The following is a 19,080-nucleotide window of genomic DNA, read 5'->3' on the forward strand; positions in this document are numbered from 1 at the left end:
ACCCCAAATGTGTGGCTGGTATGAGGCGTATGTGTGGCGTATCTGTAGGCAGGTATGCGGCGCATGTGTGGCGCATGTGCGGCGAAAAGTGAGGCATAAACAGTGACAGACAATCAAAACAGCGTAGGCGATACCCTGACCCGGCTTGAAGCCCTTCTTGAGGGTCGCAAGGGTGCCTCAGCGGATGAAAGTTATGTTGCGCGGCTTTACCATAAAGGTGCCAAAAAGATCGCGCAAAAGGTAGGGGAAGAGGCCGTCGAGGTTGCGATGGCCACCGCAAGCGGCGACGATAAGGAGCTGGTAAGCGAAAGCGCCGACCTTATGTTCCACCTGATGGTGCTCCTCAGTGCCAAGGGCCTGTCGCTCAGCGATGTGACAGACGAGCTTGCGCGCCGCGAAGGGCTATCGGGCCTGACCGAGAAGGCGAACCGCGAAACCTGATTTGAGAGAGCAAGAAAGGCAAACCGCAATGACCGTAAAGCTGAAAACCTTCACCCTGATCTGCGCGAGCCTGACAGCCCTCTCCCTCACTGCCTGCGAGCAAAAGAGTGAGCAGAAAACTGCCGCCACGGAAAACCAAACCCCCGGCACCGCAACTCCTATCACCAACCCGGGTGGCCTCAAGTTCCCGCTTGACTGCACGCTCGGCGATACCTGCCTCATCGCCCGTTATGTAGACCGGGGCGCGGGCGCTGATAGTGCTGCGACCGATTACCGCTGCATGGGCGAAACCCAAAAGGACCACAAGGGCGTGGATATCGCGCTCCGGCATATGGGCATGATGGAAACAGGCGTTGATGTGCTTGCGGTCGCGGACGGTACCATCCTGCGCCGCCGCGACGGCGTGGCTGACATCTCAGCCCGGCAGCTGGATGAAAGCGATATCGACGGCAAGGAATGCGGCAACGGTATCGTGCTCCAACATGAAGATGGCCGCCAAAGCCAATATTGCCACCTGAAAAACGGCAGCCTCACGGTGGGTGAGGGCGCGAGCGTGAAGGCGGGCCAGAAGCTCGGGCAGGTGGGCCTCTCGGGCGAGACGGAATACCCCCACCTTCACTATATGCTGCGCGAGGGTGGTGAGATCATCGACCCCTTTGATGGCCGCAAGATGAGCGACACCTGCACCGCGACCAGTGAGGATGACGAGAGCCAATGGGCCGCAACGCCCGCTTACGAGCCGCTGGTGCTGATCGGCATCCGCATATCAGACGCCCCGCCTGAGCGCGCAGATATCTGGCTGGCGCCGAATGAGAGCATCCGCCGCACAGCGCCCGCGCTGGTGATGACAACCCACGCTTTTCATGCCCGCGAGGGGGACGTCTGGGCCATGAAGCTCAAAGACCCCATGGGCCGCACCTTCGCCGAAAAAACTGAAACGCTGGACCGAGACCGCCAGTTTATCTACCGCTTCATTGGCCGCAAGCGCCCCGGAAGCGGCTTCACCCCCGGCATCTGGACCGCAGAGATCAAAGCCTCCCGCGATGGCGCGGAAAGCAAAACCCTGCGCACCGAGTTTCGGGTGGAGTAACCCCACCCTCACAACCATTGCACGAAGGTTATGTACAAGAGGATGTCCCGCCCCTAGTATCCCCACAAGCCTAGGCGAAACGCCAACGGTTGATGGGGGAATTGATGCGATTTATATTGGTAATATCAACGCTTCTGCTTGTTGGCTGCGCAGATGAAAGCCTTGAGGATATCCCAAGTTTCAAGGATTGCAGCGAATGCCCTGAAATGGTTGTGATCCCTGCCGGACAGTTCATGATGGGAGCACGCGACTATGACAAGCAAGCCCGCATGGCCGTTGAAGGGCCTGCACGACCCGTCACAATCCCGGAGAGTTTCGCGCTCGGCAAATATGAAGTCACCTATGCGCAGTTTAAAGCATGCGTGGATGACAGCGGCTGTGCATCGCTGCCCCCCAAACAAGGGTGGGAGGCAGACACCATGCCGATCGCGGGTGTTAGCTGGCAAGAGGCGCAAGACTATGTTGTCTGGCTGAGCCGGAAAACCGGGTTTCAGTACAGCCTGCCCTCTGAAGCGGAGTGGGAGTATGCAGCTCGCGGCGGCACCACCACAATATATTGGTGGGGTGACGAAATTGGTACAAATAACGCCAAATGCACGGACTGTGACGGCGGGGGTAGATTTAGTACTGCCACCAGAGTTCCTTCTGTCGTCGGTAGTTATGCAGCCAATCCGTTCGGAATATATGACACCTTAGGTAACGTTTCTGAGTATGTGGCTGACTGCTTTAGCAACTCACTCGAGGCACTGCCGCCTAATGGCTTGCCGCATTTGTCTGATAAGTGTGAGCTGCGGGCATTCCGAGGTGGCAGCTTCGGTGAGGCGAGCAACAGAAATGTCAGAGCTAGCGCTCGACAGGCCACTCCGTTTTTTTTCCACGGGAAGCAGATGGGTTTGCGTGTCAAACGAGAGCTTTAAATAACCAGGTGTTCGGAGAAATCAATGGTTAAACCAAGCCATATCATCGCGCTTTTTCTGGTACCCGCCCTGTTTGTGGGTGGGTTTCTGCTGTACGGCAAAATAAAAGGCGAACCGTTCAGGCCAGCAAGCCCTTGGGAGACCTCCGCCAAAACCGTTGACGCAAGAATGGAGGGGGTAACATTTCATATTCCCGGCAATCACCTCCGGTCGTTACTGGAGCTTAGTGATCGGAAACCAGACGAGTTAGCAAACGGCTTCATGGTGCATGCCCTTATGCCTGACTTTTTACCTTTCTCTTATGAGCACAAGAACGACTTCATCGCCGAGGGGCAATTGAAGAAGGTAGTATACGTATCCATCGAACGCCTGTGTTCGGGGCGGGGGCGTCGCACTGGGTTTGGCCCATGCACGACAAAGTCACGCCTCAAAGGAATTTTTGAAGCGTATGCAGAACCAACAGTTCCTGCGTTAGGCTTAGATGAACAGCAAACTGAGGTTGTGTCGGGTATGGAGTTTCTGGGCATAAGGGTGTCAACAACTACATCCGAAGCGGGACGATTTGAGGATGATGTCTTCAGCGCATTGGACGAAAACGGATACAGGCAGTTGCTTATCTGTGGTCGGTTCGATAGGTGGCCAAATCCACAGTGTCACCTCAGGTATGCGTGGCGCGATAAGTTTCTGATTTCGATCAGGTTCGCGCGAGCGATGAAGGATGATTGGGCGGTCATCAGAGAGAAAGCAGATCATTTTTTCACTTCCGTAAGCGAATGGCCTGAAGAGGCAACATAACGCCGCACTAAACCATCCTGCCACGCCCGAGGGTGAGCAGGTGAAAACTGAGGCCGAGAAGGCTGGCGCTTAGGATAGGCGTGAGCCAGATGAGGGGGGCGGGTGCTGTATCCATCAGCCACAGGCACGCGGCGGCCATGACCAAAAACCCGCCGGTTGCGGCAGAGAACAGCACATGTCTGGTATAAAGCGGCTGCATCTGATAGCGGCGAAGGCGCAGGTAGATGAACACGCCCACAAGTGCGCCGCGCGCGGCCCAGCGCATGCCCGTGCCATGTAAGCCTTCGGGCAACCATATGGCACCGCACAGCACCACTGCCATCACCAAACTGCCAGATAGAATATAAAGCTGCTTTTGCATGGGCGCAGCTTAGGCTGCATAGCGCGGAAGCTGCAAACCTTTACTGGCCACCGGCCCGGCTAAAGCACGGTCTCGTTCACTGGGGTATTTACGAAATTATAGTTCGCTGGTGCAAAATTGGTGGCATCATGCACCATGGCGTTATCATATTCCTGCGCCGTTATCTGGAGAACCTTGGCGCGGTTGTCATCCTGCCCGAAGCTCATGAGATAGTTGCCGCCTGCGCGGGCCAGATTGCTGGCAAACTGCAGGAAGCTCGGGTTGTTCTGATCATACACCAGAAACGAATTGGAAAAGCGATTGAGCCGATAGGTGTTCGCCTCGATCTCGTAAAAAAAGCTGTAATAGAAACACGCCGGATGGAAAATGACGCGGTTGTCACCCCCGTTGCGCGGGTTGGGCAGCAGGTTGCCCTGCCACGGCGACACATTACCTTGTTGCAGGCTATAGGCCTCCGCAATGCGGCGGCTCAGGCTGCCACGAATAAAGTTCGACCGGATAGCATTGATGAAAGTATCACGGTCGTCGTCCGCGACCTGTCCGGGTTGCAGATTGCCGCCTGTGACCCCGTTCAGATAGGCCGCCACATATTGCTGGGCCGTATTGGGGTTTTGAACCAGATACTGCCCCACCGCCTGCACATAAGCATTGATGTTCATGAGCGCCTGATAGGCTTGATTGCCATTTTGCGGGCCATTCTGGTAGTTGGCCGCCTGCCCCGCCGCCAGCGCACAGACAACAATCTGACGCAGGTAAGCCATATAGTTGGCGTGCAACACCTTCACGTGGCCCACGCCTTGCCAACGGTTAACACCGCCGTCCCATATCAGCGGGCCGCTGGATGAAAACACCGTAGGTGCAGGGCCGGGGAAAAAGCTCGCATAATACTGCTGCAACCTGAGGAAACAGTCTCGCGTGTTGTTGGTTTGTGGGTCTGTATTGGGTTGAAACTCTTCCGCGATAAAACGGTTGCCGCGCGGGAAATCATGCACCGCCTGCCCGCCAAGCCCGCGTATGGCCCGCAGCATGGTGAAAGGCCGGTTGTTGGGTGTAACACCATACACAGCACACAGCGTGTCACCATCAAGGAAAAAGCCGTAGTTTTTCTCAAAATTGCTGGAGACATTGCTGCCATAGTAGAACTCAGGCCCGATCCAGGCGTGATTGTTCCGGATTTCCACTTCGGTGATTTTGACAAAAAGCGACCGCTGCTGGGTGTTGATATCACCCGGCACCCAGGGAATGCGTTCGGGCGCATAACCTTTGTAGATGCGGTGTTGCGGCCCCGGCGCACCCCGAAAACTATCCGGCTGATAGCGGTGGGAGTGGATGAAATAACGCCCGCTTGCCTCAAAGATGCGCGGGTCTTCATAGCCGTCTGTGTTGGGGATGATCTCGTCACCCAGAACCTGAAATGCCTGCGCCGGGTTGGCAAGGTTGTTGGTGTCTATCTGGATGCGGGCGATGCCCACCCCGTCAAAATAGCGCCCGCCACGCCCATCCGGCACTTGCCCCTCAAGGGTGGCCTGACCCACAGGATAACCCCAGCCGGAGCCCCATGGTGTACCCGCCTGCCCCGGAAACAATGGTGCCGGGTTGGCAAAAACCCAGTTGTTCTGCGGGTTTTGCACCTTATGGACCATGGCGCGATACACCACCAGAAACTGCACATTATTGCCGTTCTGGCCGATCTGCACCCAGCTGTTGTTGAACTTGACCACCTGATTGCGGTTCACGCCCGGCAGGGTGGCTGGCAGTTGGGCTGTAAAGTCTATGTTCAGCATGATGGGTGGTCCTTGTTGGGGGGCTCTTGCTCGGGGGTCATTTCCCTGTGGTTGGGGGCAGCTCGGGGGTTGGGTCTCAGGTTTTGTCCTGCACATAGATCGTGGTATCGCCCGGCAGCTCGTAAGGGTCGAGCTCGCCCACCGTTACCGTTTCCGGCTTGTAGCTATCCAGATCAAAATCGGGCGTGTCGCTGTTCGCGCCTTCACTGGGGGAGGGCGGCGGGTCTGGCAGGTCGCTTGATGGTGGCGATGTACCGGTTTCATACTCTGCTGCTAAGAGGCTCGAAAGGGTCTGGCAATCATCCAGCAGCTTGGTCAGCAGCTTGTTCTCGGCCGTCGCGTAAGCGGGCTCGATCGTGCGGCTGGTGTTGAGCTGCCCCATGTTGGCAAGGGCGATGTTGGCGGAGATCAGGTCTGCGGTTTGCGGCAGCACAACTTCCTTGGTGGTGTCGTCCAGCGCTTCATAATCACCTGCGGTCGGGTTCTGGCTCGCTTGCAGGGTTTTAAGCGCCAGACCATAGGCCTCATAGGTCGCCACCGTGTTTTGGGCGGATGTGCTTTTGGCATAATCCGCCCGTTTCTGGATATGGTCGACCACCGGGGGCAGGTCATCAAGAACCGCAGACACACCAGCGGCAAGGGTTGCATCAATAGCCATCCTGTCCTCCTCGAAAGATTTCTTGCTTTCAAGACGGCAGGACGGCAGGGATGTGAAGCTATAGGCTTACGAAAACGGGCTGAGCACAAAGCGCCCGTAAGCGATAAACGCGCAGATGGCGGCCACAATGATCCAGTATACCATCGGGCCCATGTTGTTGTCGCCGGATGCGAGGTGGATGGCGCAGAAGGCCAGCATCTCGGCCGCGATCAGGATCGCCCCATAAGGGGCAAGAAAGGCAAGCGGCTTATAAAAGGCAGGCACCACAAGGCCGACTGCGCACAACAGCTCAACCACGCTCATGCCCATCCACACACCATGGGGAATGGCATTCAGCGACGGCACGGCCTGCTCTGAATTGTTAAATTTCCACGCGGCACCAATTGCTGTGTGCAACGCAAGCAGACCCTGTAAAACCCAAAGAAAAATATTCATGATCGTCCTCCCTCATTGTCGCCGAGCATTTTGATATCCATTTCGCTCAGCCGTTTTTGGTCCATAACAACCTTGATGCTTGAGATTTTGTCACCCTCAAGCGTGAAACAGAATGCAACAACAGGCTTATGGTCAAAGCCCCAGGCGGCACCAATGGCACCGTCAATAATCGCAACCTGGGCCCCGGCGGCGCGGCCTTTGAAGGTTTCTGCAATCCGTGCGGCGCCGCTCATCTCAGCCTCGAACTGTGGTGCGCCCTTGTCTTTGTTGGCTGCTGTTATCTTGAGGGCCGCCTCGTCTGCATAAAGCGCGACATCAGGGTGCAGCAGGGTGATCAGCGCTTCAAAATTGCCTTCCCTTGAGGCTTTCAGGAAAGCCGAGACCATCTCCGTCTGGCGGGCGCTATCCTCCTGCGGGGCCGCGCCCTGTAGCTGGCCCTGTACTTGGCCCTGTACCCGGCCCCTTACCCGACGGCGCGCACGGCTCGCAAGCTGGCGCGCGGCTTCTTCCGTGCGGCCAATAATCGGCGCAATATCCCTGAAGGGCAGGTCAAACAGGTCATGCAGCACAAAAGCGATGCGCTCAGCCGGGTTCAGGTGGTCAAGCACCACCAGAAGGGCAGGCCCAACCGCGTCTGCCATCATGAGATCAGCTTCCGGGTCGTCTTCTGTCTCGGGTGACAGCTCATAGGCCGTCTGATCGATCGGTTCCTCGCGGCGTGACTTGCGTGAGCGCAGCATATCAAGGCATATGCGCGCCACCACGGTGGTGAGCCAGCCGCCCAGATTTTCGATTTGCTCACTGTCCGACCGGTTGAGCCTGATCCAGGCTTCCTGAACGGCATCCTCAGCCTCAGCCCTGGTGCCCAGCATGCGGTAAGCCACCGCCTTCAGGTGGCTGCGACTTTCTTCAAAATGCTCAGCAAGCCAGCTGTTCTGTTCCATCTGCGTCTTTGCTCATCTGGTTTTTATCGTTATCGTCATAAGGTGCTAACACGGTGACGAAACGGCGCCAAAAAACGTGACCGCATCAGCCAAATTTTTAATAAAATTATCTCAACCTATTGAAAAATATAAGGAATAAATATTCAGCTAACCTGCTGCACTCATGGCCAGCGCGGGGCTCAGGCGGCGGTAGGTCAGCGCCTCAGCGATATGGCCGGTGTTGATATGCTCGAGCCCCTCAAGGTCCGCCAATGTGCGCGCGACACGCAACACCCGGTGATAGCCACGTGCGGAGAGACGCATGCGGTCCGCCGCCCGTTCCATCAGGCTGCGGCCAGCTGCATCAAGCGCAGCGATTTCTTCCAGAACCTTGCCATCCGCGTGCGCGTTCAGCCGCATATGGGCAGGTGCGCCCAGCACCTTGAACCGTGCTTTTTGAAGCGCGCGCGCGGCGCTTACCCTTGCGGCTACATCGACTGAGCTTTCCCGCGGCGCAGGCAGGCTCAAATCGCTCGCCGCCACAGCGGGCACATCCACATGCAGATCGATACGGTCATAGAGCGGGCCGGAGATTTTTGATTGGTAATCAAGCGCACACCTTGGCGCCCGCGCACACGCAAGGCCAGCGTCATCCAGATAACCACAGCGGCAGGGGTTCATGGCAGCAATAAGCTGAAAACGCGCGGGGTAGGTGACATGGGCCTGCACCCGCGCGACAGCCACCTCACCGCTTTCAAGCGGTTGCCGGAGCGCTTCAAGCGCGGAGCGGTTAAATTCAGGGATTTTACTATCTAGACGAAAAGTTGTCACTTACAGGTTATTCGATTGCATAAACCAAACCCTTGGTGATTATCCTTTTGTCAAACCACGAAACCATCCTTCCGTCCCAACCACAAAACTCAAGGAACATTGCGCGCAACGGCAGTCAAGGTCGGCCGTAGGCCGCCGCGTAGCGGTTACCTTGACAGAGTGAGCACTATGTTACTGTTGAATCAGTGGGCATGGTACCGCATTATATTTTTGTGGCATGGCGATGTTTTGGCTGAATTCGACCCAAAGCGGACCTGATAAGACACCTTTAAATCATCAGCATTCTTTGCAGAGTTGGGGCTGAACACTTGATAGCTAACTTTCGGCGTGCAATTAGAGCACTAAGTCAGAAGAGGTAAGTAGCTTGTTCCGCTCGATGAAGAGAGCACGTCAAATACTTTCCTCCTCATCCCCATTTAGCATGTATTAATTCTTTATCCGGGAATGCCTGCATTTATCGGTATACTAGCTGAGGTTTTTTCGCGACGCTCGTTAGTGCTGGATAATTTGCCCACGATGTACGTGTCGACAAAGGTTTAATGGCTCAGGAAAACTGGAACTACTGTATGCCTAAACGAAGTGCAGAATATATGGAGGAGCGTCGGAAACACATTCTCGACGCAACGTTGCAGTGCTATCTGGAGCGTGGTTTTGATGGCATGTCCCTCGCGGACATCTGCGACGCAGCCAAAATCAGCATGGGTGCCTTTTACAAGCACTTTAAAACCAAACGCGAAGCTATGTTGGCGGTCGTGGATCGTACGCTCTCGGACTCGATTGTGTCAGGGATAGCAAACTTTGACGCCTTCCATAAATTTATGAGCGATGCGGTGGTAGAGTTTGACGACGAACGCAGGTGTCAACTAGCACGAATTGATTATGAGCTCATCAATATAAGCCTTCGGGATGAAGAACTGCATGAGCGCACAAAGCGAGCCGTTCTGGTGAGGGAAGAACAGCTACTGGCAATCATGAAGACGTTGCAGGAGAGCGGCGAAATTGACCCGTCATATGACGTGTCTACTGGCGCGAAAACACTGAATACGCTGATGAGCGGCCTTTGGATTACCAATGTTATTGCCCCAGAGACCTCTGCAAAATCCTATCTGCCATGTGTGCTTGCTGAGCTTGGCAAGATGCGCCGGTAGCCACCACATCATCAAACTCTCTCTAAACCACATGCCTGACAATGTGCTTCGGGAGCTGCTCTGCGCGTGCGCTACATTGACTCAATAAAAGAAAGCAGATACTTTCTTTTATTGAGTTGTGTAACCGACAAGCGAGAACCCCCATGTACAATGCGATTTCAAAAACGGTTTGTGCGCTACTGCTCCTGCTTCTGAGCGCCCAATCTCATGCTGCTGCCTCCAAGGTCACAGATCAGTCCGAAGGGCCAGTGAAAATTCGGCACATATTTGACCTCAGGACCCCCATGCGTGACGGCGTGGAGCTATCATCTGATGTATGGCTTCCGACTGGTGAAGGCCCGTTTCCAGTCATCCTTTTGCGAACCCCCTATATAAAAGCAATGCCAATCATCAACTTTCCCGAATGGGCCAGCTATTTTGTGAACCATGGCTATGCTTTTGTCGTTCAGGATGTGCGTGGCCGCGGGGATTCGGACGGCAAGTTCGATTTTTTCTTTCAAGAAGCAAATGATGGCTTCGACACCATCGAAAGCATTGCCGAACAACCATGGTCCAATGGCAAGACATGCATGATGGGTGTTTCATATTGGGGAACGGTGCAATGGCTTGCTGCCAAGGAACGCCCGCCGCATTTGACTTGTCTTGCGCCAACATCACCGGCTGGTCAGTATCTAAACGAGCTACCCTTGCAGGGCGGGGCGTTCATGATGGCATGGGCCCTCAACTGGTTCAACGACACGTCTGGCAAAATCAGCCAGGGACCGAACTCGATGATGCTCGACTGGGAAAGCATTTACAGCCATCGCCCCCTCCTTACCATGGATGAGGCACTCGGTCGGCGTATGCCGCTGTACCGCCAGATGCTGCTGAACGATACGATGGACGACTATTGGCAGCGGATTCAACTGACAGAACATGATTTCCGACAGATTGACTTGCCAGTCCTGAATATCACTGGGTGGTTTGATGGCGACCAGACTGGAACGCTTTATTACTGGCAAGGCATGCAAGAACATTCTGACGCCGCGAACAACCAGCATCTGGTCATAGGACCCTGGACCCATATCCAGAGTTTCATGGGTGGTAGCACGTCGGTTGGGGAAGTGGCTTTTGCTGACAACGCTATAGTTGATATCAAAAAACTACATCTCGACTTTTTTGACCGCTATTTGAAAGGCTCTAGCTCAGAGTTTAACCAGCCCACGGTGCAGCTTTATGTGACGGGCCTCAATAAGTGGAAAAGTTTTGACGCCTATCCACTTGAAGAAGCCGAGCCTACGAGACTCTATTTCGCAAGTGGTGGTAGCGCCAATTCGGCGAGCGGAGATGGCGCGCTCAGTTGGGAGAAATCCTCGTCTCAAGCAAATGACGCTTACAAATATGACCCAAAAAATCCGGTGGCGCTTGATCTTTCCGGCGGCATGTATGGTGTTGACCGTCAGGAAACGCAAAAACGCGAAGATATATTGGTATATACGTCGCCGGTTCTTGATGAACCATTGGATGTTGTTGGGCCGATATTGGTAGATCTTTATGCATCGTCGGATGCCCGGGATACAGATTTCACTGCAACGCTGAGTGTTGTTTACCCCGATGGCAGAGCGGCAGTACTCGGGCCCAAGGCTACAGGTATCATTCGCGCACGTTATCGGCACGGTTATGAAGAAACCAAGCTTCTGGAACCTGGCAAAGTAGAACGATACACCATTGAGCTAGGCCATATCGCTCATCGTTTTCGCGCCGGGGAGAGAATCCGCATAGATATCTCCAGCAGCGCTGCACCGATGTTCAATCCGAACCAGAACACGGGGAACCCGATTGCGACGGATACAGAGTGGCAGGTTGCAAGGCAGACCGTGTATCACGACGATACACGTCCTTCAGCTCTCATCCTGCCTGTGGTTCCAAGCTTTGAAAGCGGGAATTGATCATGTTCTTTATGTCACACATGCGGCAGATCATCGTCGCAATATTTCTGTCCATCCCCTTATCTCTTGGGGGTTGGGCATCTGACAACAATACTCAGGGCGCCGACCCTATCGCGGGGTTCGAGAAACTCACCACAAAGATCAGCATGAGGGACGGCATCCGCCTCCATACAGAGATCTACAAGCCTAAACATATGGCGACGGCCCTTCCTGTTCTCTTGTGGCGAACCCCCTATGGAATCTCAAGTGTTGATGCCGTGCCAGGTCGCTCAATATTTACCGGGCCACTTAAGGAACTGGCTGAAGACGGCTATATTTTTGTGTTTCAGGATATCCGGGGGCGACACAAATCGGAAGGTAAGTTCGAGATGTTGCGGCCGCTTGCAGAGGGCGGCGGCGAACTAGCTATCGATGAAAGCACGGACGCATACGATACGATAGATTGGCTCGTGAAAAATGTTGGGGGCAACAACGGCAATGTTGGCATGCTGGGGGTTTCTTATCCGGCTTGGCTTTCCGTAATGGCGGCGGCAAACCCGCACCCTGCACTAAAGGCCATTTCCCCGCAAGCCTCGCCCGCTGACGTCTATATCGGTGATGATTTCTTTCATAACGGCGCGTTTCATCTGAGCTACGGTTTTGAGTATGTCACATTCATGGAACGTGGGTCCGGTGCCGATGTTTTCGACTTCGGTACAGATGATACATATGAGTGGTATCTTGAGCTTGGTTCCCTCAAAAATGTCAAACCCAACTATCTGGCCCAGTATGACACCAGTTGGGATCAGTTTTCCGCTCATCCCAACTATGACGCATTCTGGCAAAAGCGCGCTGTACTAAAACAACTGCCAAAAATTGAGGTTGCGAACTTCAATGTTGGCGGGTGGTACGATGCGGAGGATGGCTATGGCCCCTTTGCGATGTATCACGCGTGGCAGAAAGCCAGCCCGTCAGGGCTAAATTATCTGGTGCTGGGCCCCTGGACACATGGCGGATGGTTGGGCGATGGCTCGGCCATTGGCCCGTTGGCTTTTGGTAGTGATACTTCGGCGTATTTCCGCGAGAAAATCCTGCGTCCGTGGTTCGCAGAACACCTGAAAGGCAATAAGGGCAAAGTGTCCACGGCTCATATTTTTGAAACCGGCAGCAACCAGTGGCGGACAGCTGAAACGTGGCCTGCGGTAAATAGGCAGACACGAAAGCTCTATTTTCACAACGACGGCATACTTTCCTTTGAACCTCCAGTGGAAAATACGGGTGCTGCCGACAGGTTTGTTTCTGATCCCGCTTCCCCTGTACCCTATCGTCCGAGGCCCATCGAAAATATGTTTTCAGGCCCTGGGTGGTCTACATGGCAAACTCTTGACCAACGGTTCGTTGAGGGTCGGGAAGACGTCCTTAGCTGGGTAACTCCCATGCTGGAAGAAGATGTCGTGATATCAGGCCAGATATTGGCACGGCTATATGCGGCTACAACAGGTAGTGATGCTGACTGGGTCGTCAAGCTTATCGACGTATATCCAGAAGATTATCCAGAGAAACCGGAAATGGCTGGCTACCAGCTTATGGTGTCAGGAGAAATCCTTCGTGGACGCTTCAGAAACGGGCTGGAGAAACCGGAAGCAATTACACCAGGTGTGACCGAACAATATGATATCGACCTTCGTTTCAGGCAGCATCGCTTCAAGAAGGGCCACCGGATCATGGTACAGGTGCAAAGCAGCTGGTTTCCGCTTTTTGATCGTAATCCGCAGAAGTTCATTGAAAACATCTTTGACGCAGAAGCGGAAGATTTCAGGAAGGCGGAGCACACAATCCTGCGTTCAAGAGACTTTCCCTCTCACGTTCAGGTCGATGTGATTGAATAAGCAAAAAATTGGCGAGATTGGTTTATGTCAGCCATCTCGCCAAAGTATGCAGTCGGTCTCGGATCGCCCCAAAGCAGACGCGGGCACAGGACTGGCTTGGAACTTTCTAGGTTCTTATTTTATCTGTCTAATAAATAAAGAACGCGCCATCTCCGCCTGCTCTCCACCAAGAAAAGGTGATGAAAATCATGGAGCCATTACTGCATTTTTGATAATAGATTGTAGTAATGCTTGGAGGTCACGGGGTGAGAGAAAGATATGACTGACTTGGCGAGCGCAACAGCAGGCGCACAATTTGTTAGAGCCGATTTACACATTCACTCCTTTGGGCCACATGGGTCGTTTGACGTCGAAGACGAGATGATGACACCCGAGGCAATCGTGCAGTCAGCTATTGCAAACAACCTAGATATTATCAGCATTACTGATCACAATGAGATCGGCAATGTTGGTCGCGCGATTGAGTATGTACAAGTCAATAGCCTCAATATTTTGGTCATTCCCGGCGTCGAACTCAGCACACCACAAGGTCATTTGCTAGTTTATTTTGCCGAGTACAAACACCTCCGGACTTTTTTTGGTCAATTAAACATTTCCGAGGACCATAAGCGATGCAAAGACAGTTTGGAAATCTGTCTTGACCAAGCAGGCCGGCATGGAGGTTTCGGAATTTGTGCTCATATCGAACTTGCGTCCGGGTTTGAGCAGACCATGGGGCGGTTTAGCCCGGTTATGTCCGCCGTATTCTGCCATCCTCAGCTGCTTGCACTCGAAATTAGCAACAAAGAGACCGTCAATCGCTATACCGACGTAGATGACAACGCAAGTCGCCTGAAACTTGTGGGTGACAGGCGTGTGCTACTGGGGCAGGAGTCGGACCATATCCTTCCAAAAGTTATGAATTCCGACGCGCATATGCTCAGCAAACTAGGGGAAAACGCCGCAGGTGAGAAGCGATTGACCCGCTTCAAAGTGGATGAGTTGTCATTTGACGCAGTGCGAATAGCGCTCACTCAGTACCATTCACGAGTAAGATTAGAAGACTATATTCCAGCAAGGATACCGCATTTTGTCTCCGTCAAGCTCGAAGGCAATTTGCTAGATCAGCAACACATTCATCTCAGTAAAAACCTCACTTGTATAATAGGTGGTCGCGGGACCGGTAAATCTACCCTTCTTGAAACTATCCGAGAGGCATCAGGCAATAGCCGTGAAGCTGATGTGGTTGATAGTGAGGTTTGGCCTGACAAAATCACGCTCACTTACGAAGATGAAACCGGTGGGCGCACTACGTTCGTCCAAGGTGCTTTTAGTTGTGCGGAAAACATCACGGACCCGAAGGAGGGTATAAATCAAGTCCCTATAGAGTGTTATGGCCAAGGCGCGACAATGGAGACGATCAAGCATAGCGACAAAGATCCACGTGCACTTTTAGGATTTCTCGATGACTTTATCGAATTTGGCCTGCTTAAAAGTGATGACAGGCGAGTACGCGACCAGTTGCTAGAAAACCAAAGCGACAATACCAAACTTCGACTATCGGTCGCCCAAATTCCAGAAGTAGCAAAGCATCTCAAAAACCTGCGCGACAAGCAAAAACGTCTAGAAGATGACAAAGTTGGTGACTTGGTACGAAACCACGCAGCGCTAGTGAATGAGCGAGCCATGCGCAACGAGTTGATTGAAGAACTCAATAAGCTTGTCAAGACATACAAGGAAGCTTTGTCTGATACCTCGCTCTTTGATCAGATTGCTCAGTTTGATGGAGCCAGGATCGTGGTTGGAAAGACCGAGTTTGATGCGGTGAAATCTATTGTGAAGCAAATTGCTGAAATAGTCTCGAGCCAATCAGGTCAGCTAAATGAAGCGCTCAAGGTTAAGATTGCCGAGATTAGTGCTCAACTTGAAGCATGGAAAGGCTGCGAGGCCGATATTCGGAAAAAACTGGACGCGAAAAAAGAGGAGTTGGAAGCTGAAGGTATCCCGTTTGATATCGCTAAAATCAATCAGATTGTAACCGACATCAGCGATTATGAGCGGCAGCTTAGGCACTTGGAGCGGGATGCCGAAACGCTTATGCAAGTGCGGTTGGCGCGCAGAGATTTGCTCGCGGAGCGGACTCGGGTGAAGAAAGAGACCTATCGCGCAAGAGCGATATTTGCCCGAGAGATCAATAAAAACCTTGCCAATGCTGTGGATGGATTGCACGTAAAAGCTAGCTTCCATGCAGGATGCTATTCACCCCCTTTCCACAAGGAAATCAAAGAATTAATGGGGTGGAAAACATCGCGGGTCAGCAAAGCCGAGGCCCTGGCGTGCGCAATGTCACCCCTGCAGTTCGCCAAGCTGGTACGGAAAAAGGATCTTTCAAGTTTAAAAGCGATCACAGATGACGTCGGCATTCCTGTGTTCGATGACTCTGAAATTGCAAACATATTAGAACGAGCCCTCGAGAACGAAGCCTACAAAGATTTTGAAGCGCTAGAGTTTGAAGATCGTCCCAAGCTTGAGGTAACCAAAGAGATAGCTTTGGAGGATGGCGGTAAACGCCACATGACAAAGCCGATTTCAAAACTGTCATTGGGGCAACAGCAGTCTATTCTTCTTGCTATCCTCATTCAATCCAATAGCGACCGGCCCCTTTTGATAGATCAACCAGAAGACAATCTGGATAGCGAATTTATTTATAAGACGATCGTAAAAAATCTCATGCAGATCAAGGAAACGCGGCAGGTTATCGTCGTAACTCACAATGCGAACATTGCTGTGCTTGGAGACGCCGAACTCGTCCTACCTCTCCGCAGTACACATGAACGCTCTCGGATCGTCGATAGAGGATCAATAGACCGTCGCGAAGTCAGAGATCAATGTTGCGAGATACTTGAAGGCGGAGAGCGGGCATTTAAGCAACGCCAAGCAATATATGGGCTCCAGGATTGATTTATGCAATCCGTCAACTGTGACCAAAATCGCACTGACTACTATCGCTAACAGGTGTGACAACGGATTGGCATAGTTTGAAATCTTATGCTGCCTTATCCTTTTGCCCCCCATCGACTTCCGTCAAGTCCGTTATTGGCTATAACTTTCTCCATTGAGATTCCAACAAGCTAATCTGTTGATTTCTTTGGCAAATCAACTACGAGAACTAGCGAAGGAGCAGCGTCAAGTTCTCCGCCACTGCGGCCCGTAACTCCACTTCCGGTTTTTGCAGGAGCTGAGATAGGATTGAGATTGCAGGTGCTACCTGCAACGGCTGCAGTTCAACTTCTTGCCATTTAGCAAAAGGTCCGTCGGTCTCTGTCAATATTCTATCTAAAGGCATCATTGCAGCAAGTCGGCGCCCTTTTTCTGATGCTAGCATTGCAGGACCAACTGAAAACCAACAGCCCAATTCCACTGCCTCCATCAGCTGCTTTTGGGTACCGCTAAACCAGTGCAGGATTGGAGTGCTGTCGCCCATGTAATCAACAAGGTGATCCAAAACTTGATCTGTAGCCTCGCGACTGTGAATAGAAAGAATCTTTCCGCCCCCAGCATCGGACAATTTCAAGATTTCAGAAAATACGAACTTCTGCGCTTCAATGCTATCTCGGTATTCCCTGGAGGCATCTAGACCTATCTCTCCAACGAAGCGCGTTTGTGGGAGCAGTTCTTCAAAAAGGAATAATTCACTAGCCCTACTACCTGCCAGTTGGGGATGCAGACCTAAAGCGGTTTCAATATTCTTCACATTTCTAGCTAGTGCACTTGTTTTATTCCAAGCCTTTGGCGTAGTTGTCACTGACAAAACGAAGTTGCCGGATGACCGAATTTTTTTCACCTGTTCCGAAGCATTTTCGTACAAATCTAGATGGCAATGCATATCAACTAAATTGGCACGTGCTTGCACAAGAAGTCTCTTAGCTCAGATAATCCGTTACTTACAACATCGACCCGGGCCGCCCTCTCGGCAGGATCATGCGGTAGCGGGCCGCTTCTTCTAGCCCACTCTTTTACATCGGCTCCACTAAATTTTTTTATCGCCTGAATTACTGCCAATACATCATCCCGATCGTTTTCCAATGCTAATGCATCCGAAAGCTTGGGAAAGCGATATGCCGCGTCAGCATTTTCTGCTATTCCACTCGCGTCAAAAGACGCCCTCCGGATCAGACAGGGAAGGCATTTACCACATTGCTGCCAGTGACGTTTCCACTTTCCGCATGAACGTGTCGCCGGAGCCAATTTCGATAGCAATTTTTGGTCCGCACAATTCAGCATCATCTCCCCCTTGGTAACATTATAGAAGGGGTTTTTGACCTTTATTGGCAGCCCCAAAGAGTCAAGCAGCTCTTGAAACAATCCCAAGAAGTACGGATGTGTTGTCCTTGTACTTTGAGCGCCAATCCTTCTGGGCGTCAAAGGGGGATTAATCGAGATAAAGCCATTCTCTGGCACAACTAAATCGACAATGTGCCCGCCTTTTGTATTCGAGATCGCCGATGCTGCGACCACCCCCATTGCCAGGAAAAGAAAGCTCCTAGCCCTCATAGAGGTCTCGTATTTAAACTTGGTCCCGTCAGCAAGTGGACGCCTCTTAGGATTCACATTGGCAGCAAATCTGGGCAGATCATACTTCGCATAATGGAGCAGTTCATTTTGTACACTTGCGTCACCGATATAAGCTTGGCTCACGAGTAGCGGCTTAATTCCCGCTCCTACAAGGTCGATAACTCCGGTCGTACTATCAAGTCCTCCAGAAAACAAACATGCGCAGTCAGCCTTATAGTCTGGCCTCAGGTGGCTTTTGCCAGTGGGCAGATAGCCGTCCCCAGCAAATTCGATTCTCCATTGGTCACCAGAAAGAAAGCAAAGCATCTTTTCCAAAGATTGATTGATCTGAGCCCATGACGATGGCCTCGCAAGGTGTACTCTTGCATCAATCTCTCGATGCCACCGGTTAGCAGCATCCGACCGCAATACAAAAGTGTCACCTGCGATTACCGTCAATGCTAAGCTTAGTAAATCAACTGCCTCCGGCTGCGGTAGCGCAGGAAGGCGCAAAACCTCTCTATGAAGTTGATCACCGATATAAGCTAGCTCGCTGCCAACATCCGATCTCTGAAAAAGTAGAACTGGAACAACATCTGGCCCAACCTTCGGCAAATGAGAAGCATCGTGGGAACAAATCAGTTTAGTCATCATAGCCCTCCCACACTTCCAGGACCTCATGCACAACATCGCGGTGCAGTTTGTCCAGCGCGTCTACCTGGAGATTAGACATGTCGCCCAAGCCTAGCCCTCCAACTGCTTCCTCCACGACTACACTAATCAACTCCTTCAGGCCATTTTCGGCACGGATCGCTTCTTCTGCATTGTCAGTTTTTTGAAATGCCTTATCACTTTCCACAACAATCCAGTGAAAAACAGACTCCGTGAGATAGGTCTCAAATAGAGACATTAGGGCCGAATTGTCGATGTTAGAGGGATCAAAATCCTGATGCTTACACAGCGCTTCTTCGAGAGCACTGTTTAAGGCAGCGCGGATAATTTCCGCGTCACCATTGTTGGGCGTCAATGCCTCTACCAACATATCAATCACAATATTGACGTCGACACCAATACAAGCGGCGATATCAAATTCCAGAACATCCCCTCGCGGCTTCCCTTCAGCAATATCCGAAAGTAGATCAATCGCTGCTGCACCCACAGCTGCCATTGGGGCATATCTGCGAGTACCTGTTGTGCTACCGCCTACAGAACTAGAGGCAAATCCGCAAAGTGCGCCGCGCAAATCCCGAGGGCTTCCGCTAGATACGTAGCGACCCAATTTTGTCCGGAATCCCCGGTGTCTTTGCTTTGAGTCCGGCTGCTTTGGCTTAGGGCCATTGTCGTCAACCCACGGCGGGAGAAGCGGTG

General features: G+C 52.5%; 17 protein-coding genes. 8 read left to right on the top strand and 9 right to left on the bottom strand.

Going from position 1 to position 19,080, the window contains the following annotated elements; genetic code table 11:
- Nucleotides 1–102 precede the first annotated feature (102 nt).
- The 4 genes from ACOOGA_RS09525 to ACOOGA_RS09540 all read left to right on the top strand — a co-directional run bounded on the left by ACOOGA_RS09525 (nucleotide 103) and on the right by ACOOGA_RS09540 (nucleotide 3,243).
- Nucleotides 103–441, top strand: coding sequence for a phosphoribosyl-ATP diphosphatase (locus ACOOGA_RS09525; RefSeq protein ID WP_417462620.1), 339 nt, complete (start codon nucleotides 103–105; stop codon nucleotides 439–441).
- 28 nt (nucleotides 442–469) lie between these two features.
- A complete protein-coding gene (locus ACOOGA_RS09530; RefSeq protein ID WP_417462619.1) occupies nucleotides 470–1,531 on the top strand; it encodes a M23 family metallopeptidase in 1,062 nt (353 codons plus the stop codon).
- Nucleotides 1,532–1,635: 104 nt separating this feature from the next.
- Nucleotides 1,636–2,448 carry a formylglycine-generating enzyme family protein gene (locus ACOOGA_RS09535; RefSeq protein WP_417462618.1) on the top strand — a complete coding sequence of 271 codons (813 nt, stop codon included), beginning with the start codon at nucleotides 1,636–1,638 and terminating at the stop codon, nucleotides 2,446–2,448.
- 24 nt (nucleotides 2,449–2,472) lie between these two features.
- Nucleotides 2,473–3,243 (top strand): hypothetical protein, encoded by a 771-nt coding sequence (locus ACOOGA_RS09540; protein ID WP_417462617.1) that lies wholly within the window; start codon nucleotides 2,473–2,475, stop codon nucleotides 3,241–3,243.
- A gap of 7 nt (nucleotides 3,244–3,250) precedes the next feature.
- Here ACOOGA_RS09540 and ACOOGA_RS09545 read toward each other — a convergent pair whose 3' ends face one another.
- From ACOOGA_RS09545 to ACOOGA_RS09570, 6 genes are all read right to left on the bottom strand, one after another.
- Nucleotides 3,251–3,604: a hypothetical protein gene (locus ACOOGA_RS09545; protein ID WP_417462616.1), complete on the bottom strand. Its 354-nt coding sequence runs from the start codon at nucleotides 3,602–3,604 to the stop codon at nucleotides 3,251–3,253.
- A 59-nt stretch (nucleotides 3,605–3,663) separates the two neighbouring features.
- The gene (locus ACOOGA_RS09550) at nucleotides 3,664–5,388 is read right to left on the bottom strand and encodes a hypothetical protein (protein WP_417462615.1); all 1,725 of its coding nucleotides are present in this window, start codon (nucleotides 5,386–5,388) and stop codon (nucleotides 3,664–3,666) included.
- A gap of 76 nt (nucleotides 5,389–5,464) precedes the next feature.
- Nucleotides 5,465–6,046, bottom strand: a complete 582-nt coding sequence (locus ACOOGA_RS09555; RefSeq protein WP_417462614.1) for a hypothetical protein — start codon at nucleotides 6,044–6,046, stop codon at nucleotides 5,465–5,467.
- A 66-nt stretch (nucleotides 6,047–6,112) separates the two neighbouring features.
- Nucleotides 6,113–6,481 carry a DoxX family protein gene (locus ACOOGA_RS09560; protein WP_417462613.1) on the bottom strand — a complete coding sequence of 123 codons (369 nt, stop codon included), beginning with the start codon at nucleotides 6,479–6,481 and terminating at the stop codon, nucleotides 6,113–6,115.
- Entirely contained in the window at nucleotides 6,478–7,425 is a 948-nt protein-coding gene (locus ACOOGA_RS09565) for a sigma-70 family RNA polymerase sigma factor (protein ID WP_417462612.1), read from the bottom strand. The genes ACOOGA_RS09560 and ACOOGA_RS09565 overlap by 4 nt, the downstream gene beginning before the upstream one ends.
- Nucleotides 7,426–7,572: 147 nt before the next feature.
- Nucleotides 7,573–8,235: an ATP-binding protein gene (locus ACOOGA_RS09570; protein ID WP_420430587.1), complete on the bottom strand. Its 663-nt coding sequence runs from the start codon at nucleotides 8,233–8,235 to the stop codon at nucleotides 7,573–7,575.
- A 566-nt stretch (nucleotides 8,236–8,801) separates the two neighbouring features.
- Between ACOOGA_RS09570 and ACOOGA_RS09575 the strand changes: the two genes are divergently transcribed.
- The 4 genes from ACOOGA_RS09575 (at nucleotide 8,802) to ACOOGA_RS09590 (ending at nucleotide 16,119) form a co-directional block, all read left to right on the top strand.
- Nucleotides 8,802–9,383 carry a TetR/AcrR family transcriptional regulator gene (locus tag ACOOGA_RS09575; protein WP_420430589.1) on the top strand — a complete coding sequence of 194 codons (582 nt, stop codon included), beginning with the start codon at nucleotides 8,802–8,804 and terminating at the stop codon, nucleotides 9,381–9,383.
- Nucleotides 9,384–9,526: 143 nt separating this feature from the next.
- Nucleotides 9,527–11,311: a CocE/NonD family hydrolase gene (locus tag ACOOGA_RS09580; protein ID WP_420430591.1), complete on the top strand. Its 1,785-nt coding sequence runs from the start codon at nucleotides 9,527–9,529 to the stop codon at nucleotides 11,309–11,311.
- 2 nt (nucleotides 11,312–11,313) lie between these two features.
- On the top strand, nucleotides 11,314–13,179 hold the full coding sequence (locus ACOOGA_RS09585; protein WP_420430593.1) for a CocE/NonD family hydrolase: 1,866 nt from the start codon (nucleotides 11,314–11,316) through the stop codon (nucleotides 13,177–13,179).
- 258 nt (nucleotides 13,180–13,437) lie between these two features.
- Nucleotides 13,438–16,119, top strand: a complete 2,682-nt coding sequence (locus tag ACOOGA_RS09590; protein WP_420430595.1) for a TrlF family AAA-like ATPase — start codon at nucleotides 13,438–13,440, stop codon at nucleotides 16,117–16,119.
- Nucleotides 16,120–16,327: 208 nt separating this feature from the next.
- Here the strand turns inward: ACOOGA_RS09590 and qatD are convergent, their stop codons facing one another.
- From qatD to ACOOGA_RS09605, 3 genes are read right to left on the bottom strand one after another with little or no spacing between them, the layout of a single operon-like run.
- Nucleotides 16,328–17,071 carry a Qat anti-phage system TatD family nuclease QatD gene (qatD, locus tag ACOOGA_RS09595; protein WP_420430597.1) on the bottom strand — a complete coding sequence of 248 codons (744 nt, stop codon included), beginning with the start codon at nucleotides 17,069–17,071 and terminating at the stop codon, nucleotides 16,328–16,330.
- Nucleotides 17,050–18,366: a Qat anti-phage system QueC-like protein QatC gene (gene qatC, locus ACOOGA_RS09600; RefSeq protein ID WP_420430599.1), complete on the bottom strand. Its 1,317-nt coding sequence runs from the start codon at nucleotides 18,364–18,366 to the stop codon at nucleotides 17,050–17,052. The genes qatD and qatC overlap by 22 nt, the downstream gene beginning before the upstream one ends.
- Nucleotides 18,356–18,880, bottom strand: a complete 525-nt coding sequence (locus ACOOGA_RS09605; protein ID WP_420430601.1) for a hypothetical protein — start codon at nucleotides 18,878–18,880, stop codon at nucleotides 18,356–18,358. The genes qatC and ACOOGA_RS09605 overlap by 11 nt, the downstream gene beginning before the upstream one ends.
- Nucleotides 18,881–19,080: the final 200 nt, after the last annotated feature.

The organism is Kordiimonas sp. (assembly GCF_965216265.1).
Classification (GTDB): Bacteria; Pseudomonadota; Alphaproteobacteria; order Sphingomonadales; family Kordiimonadaceae; genus Kordiimonas.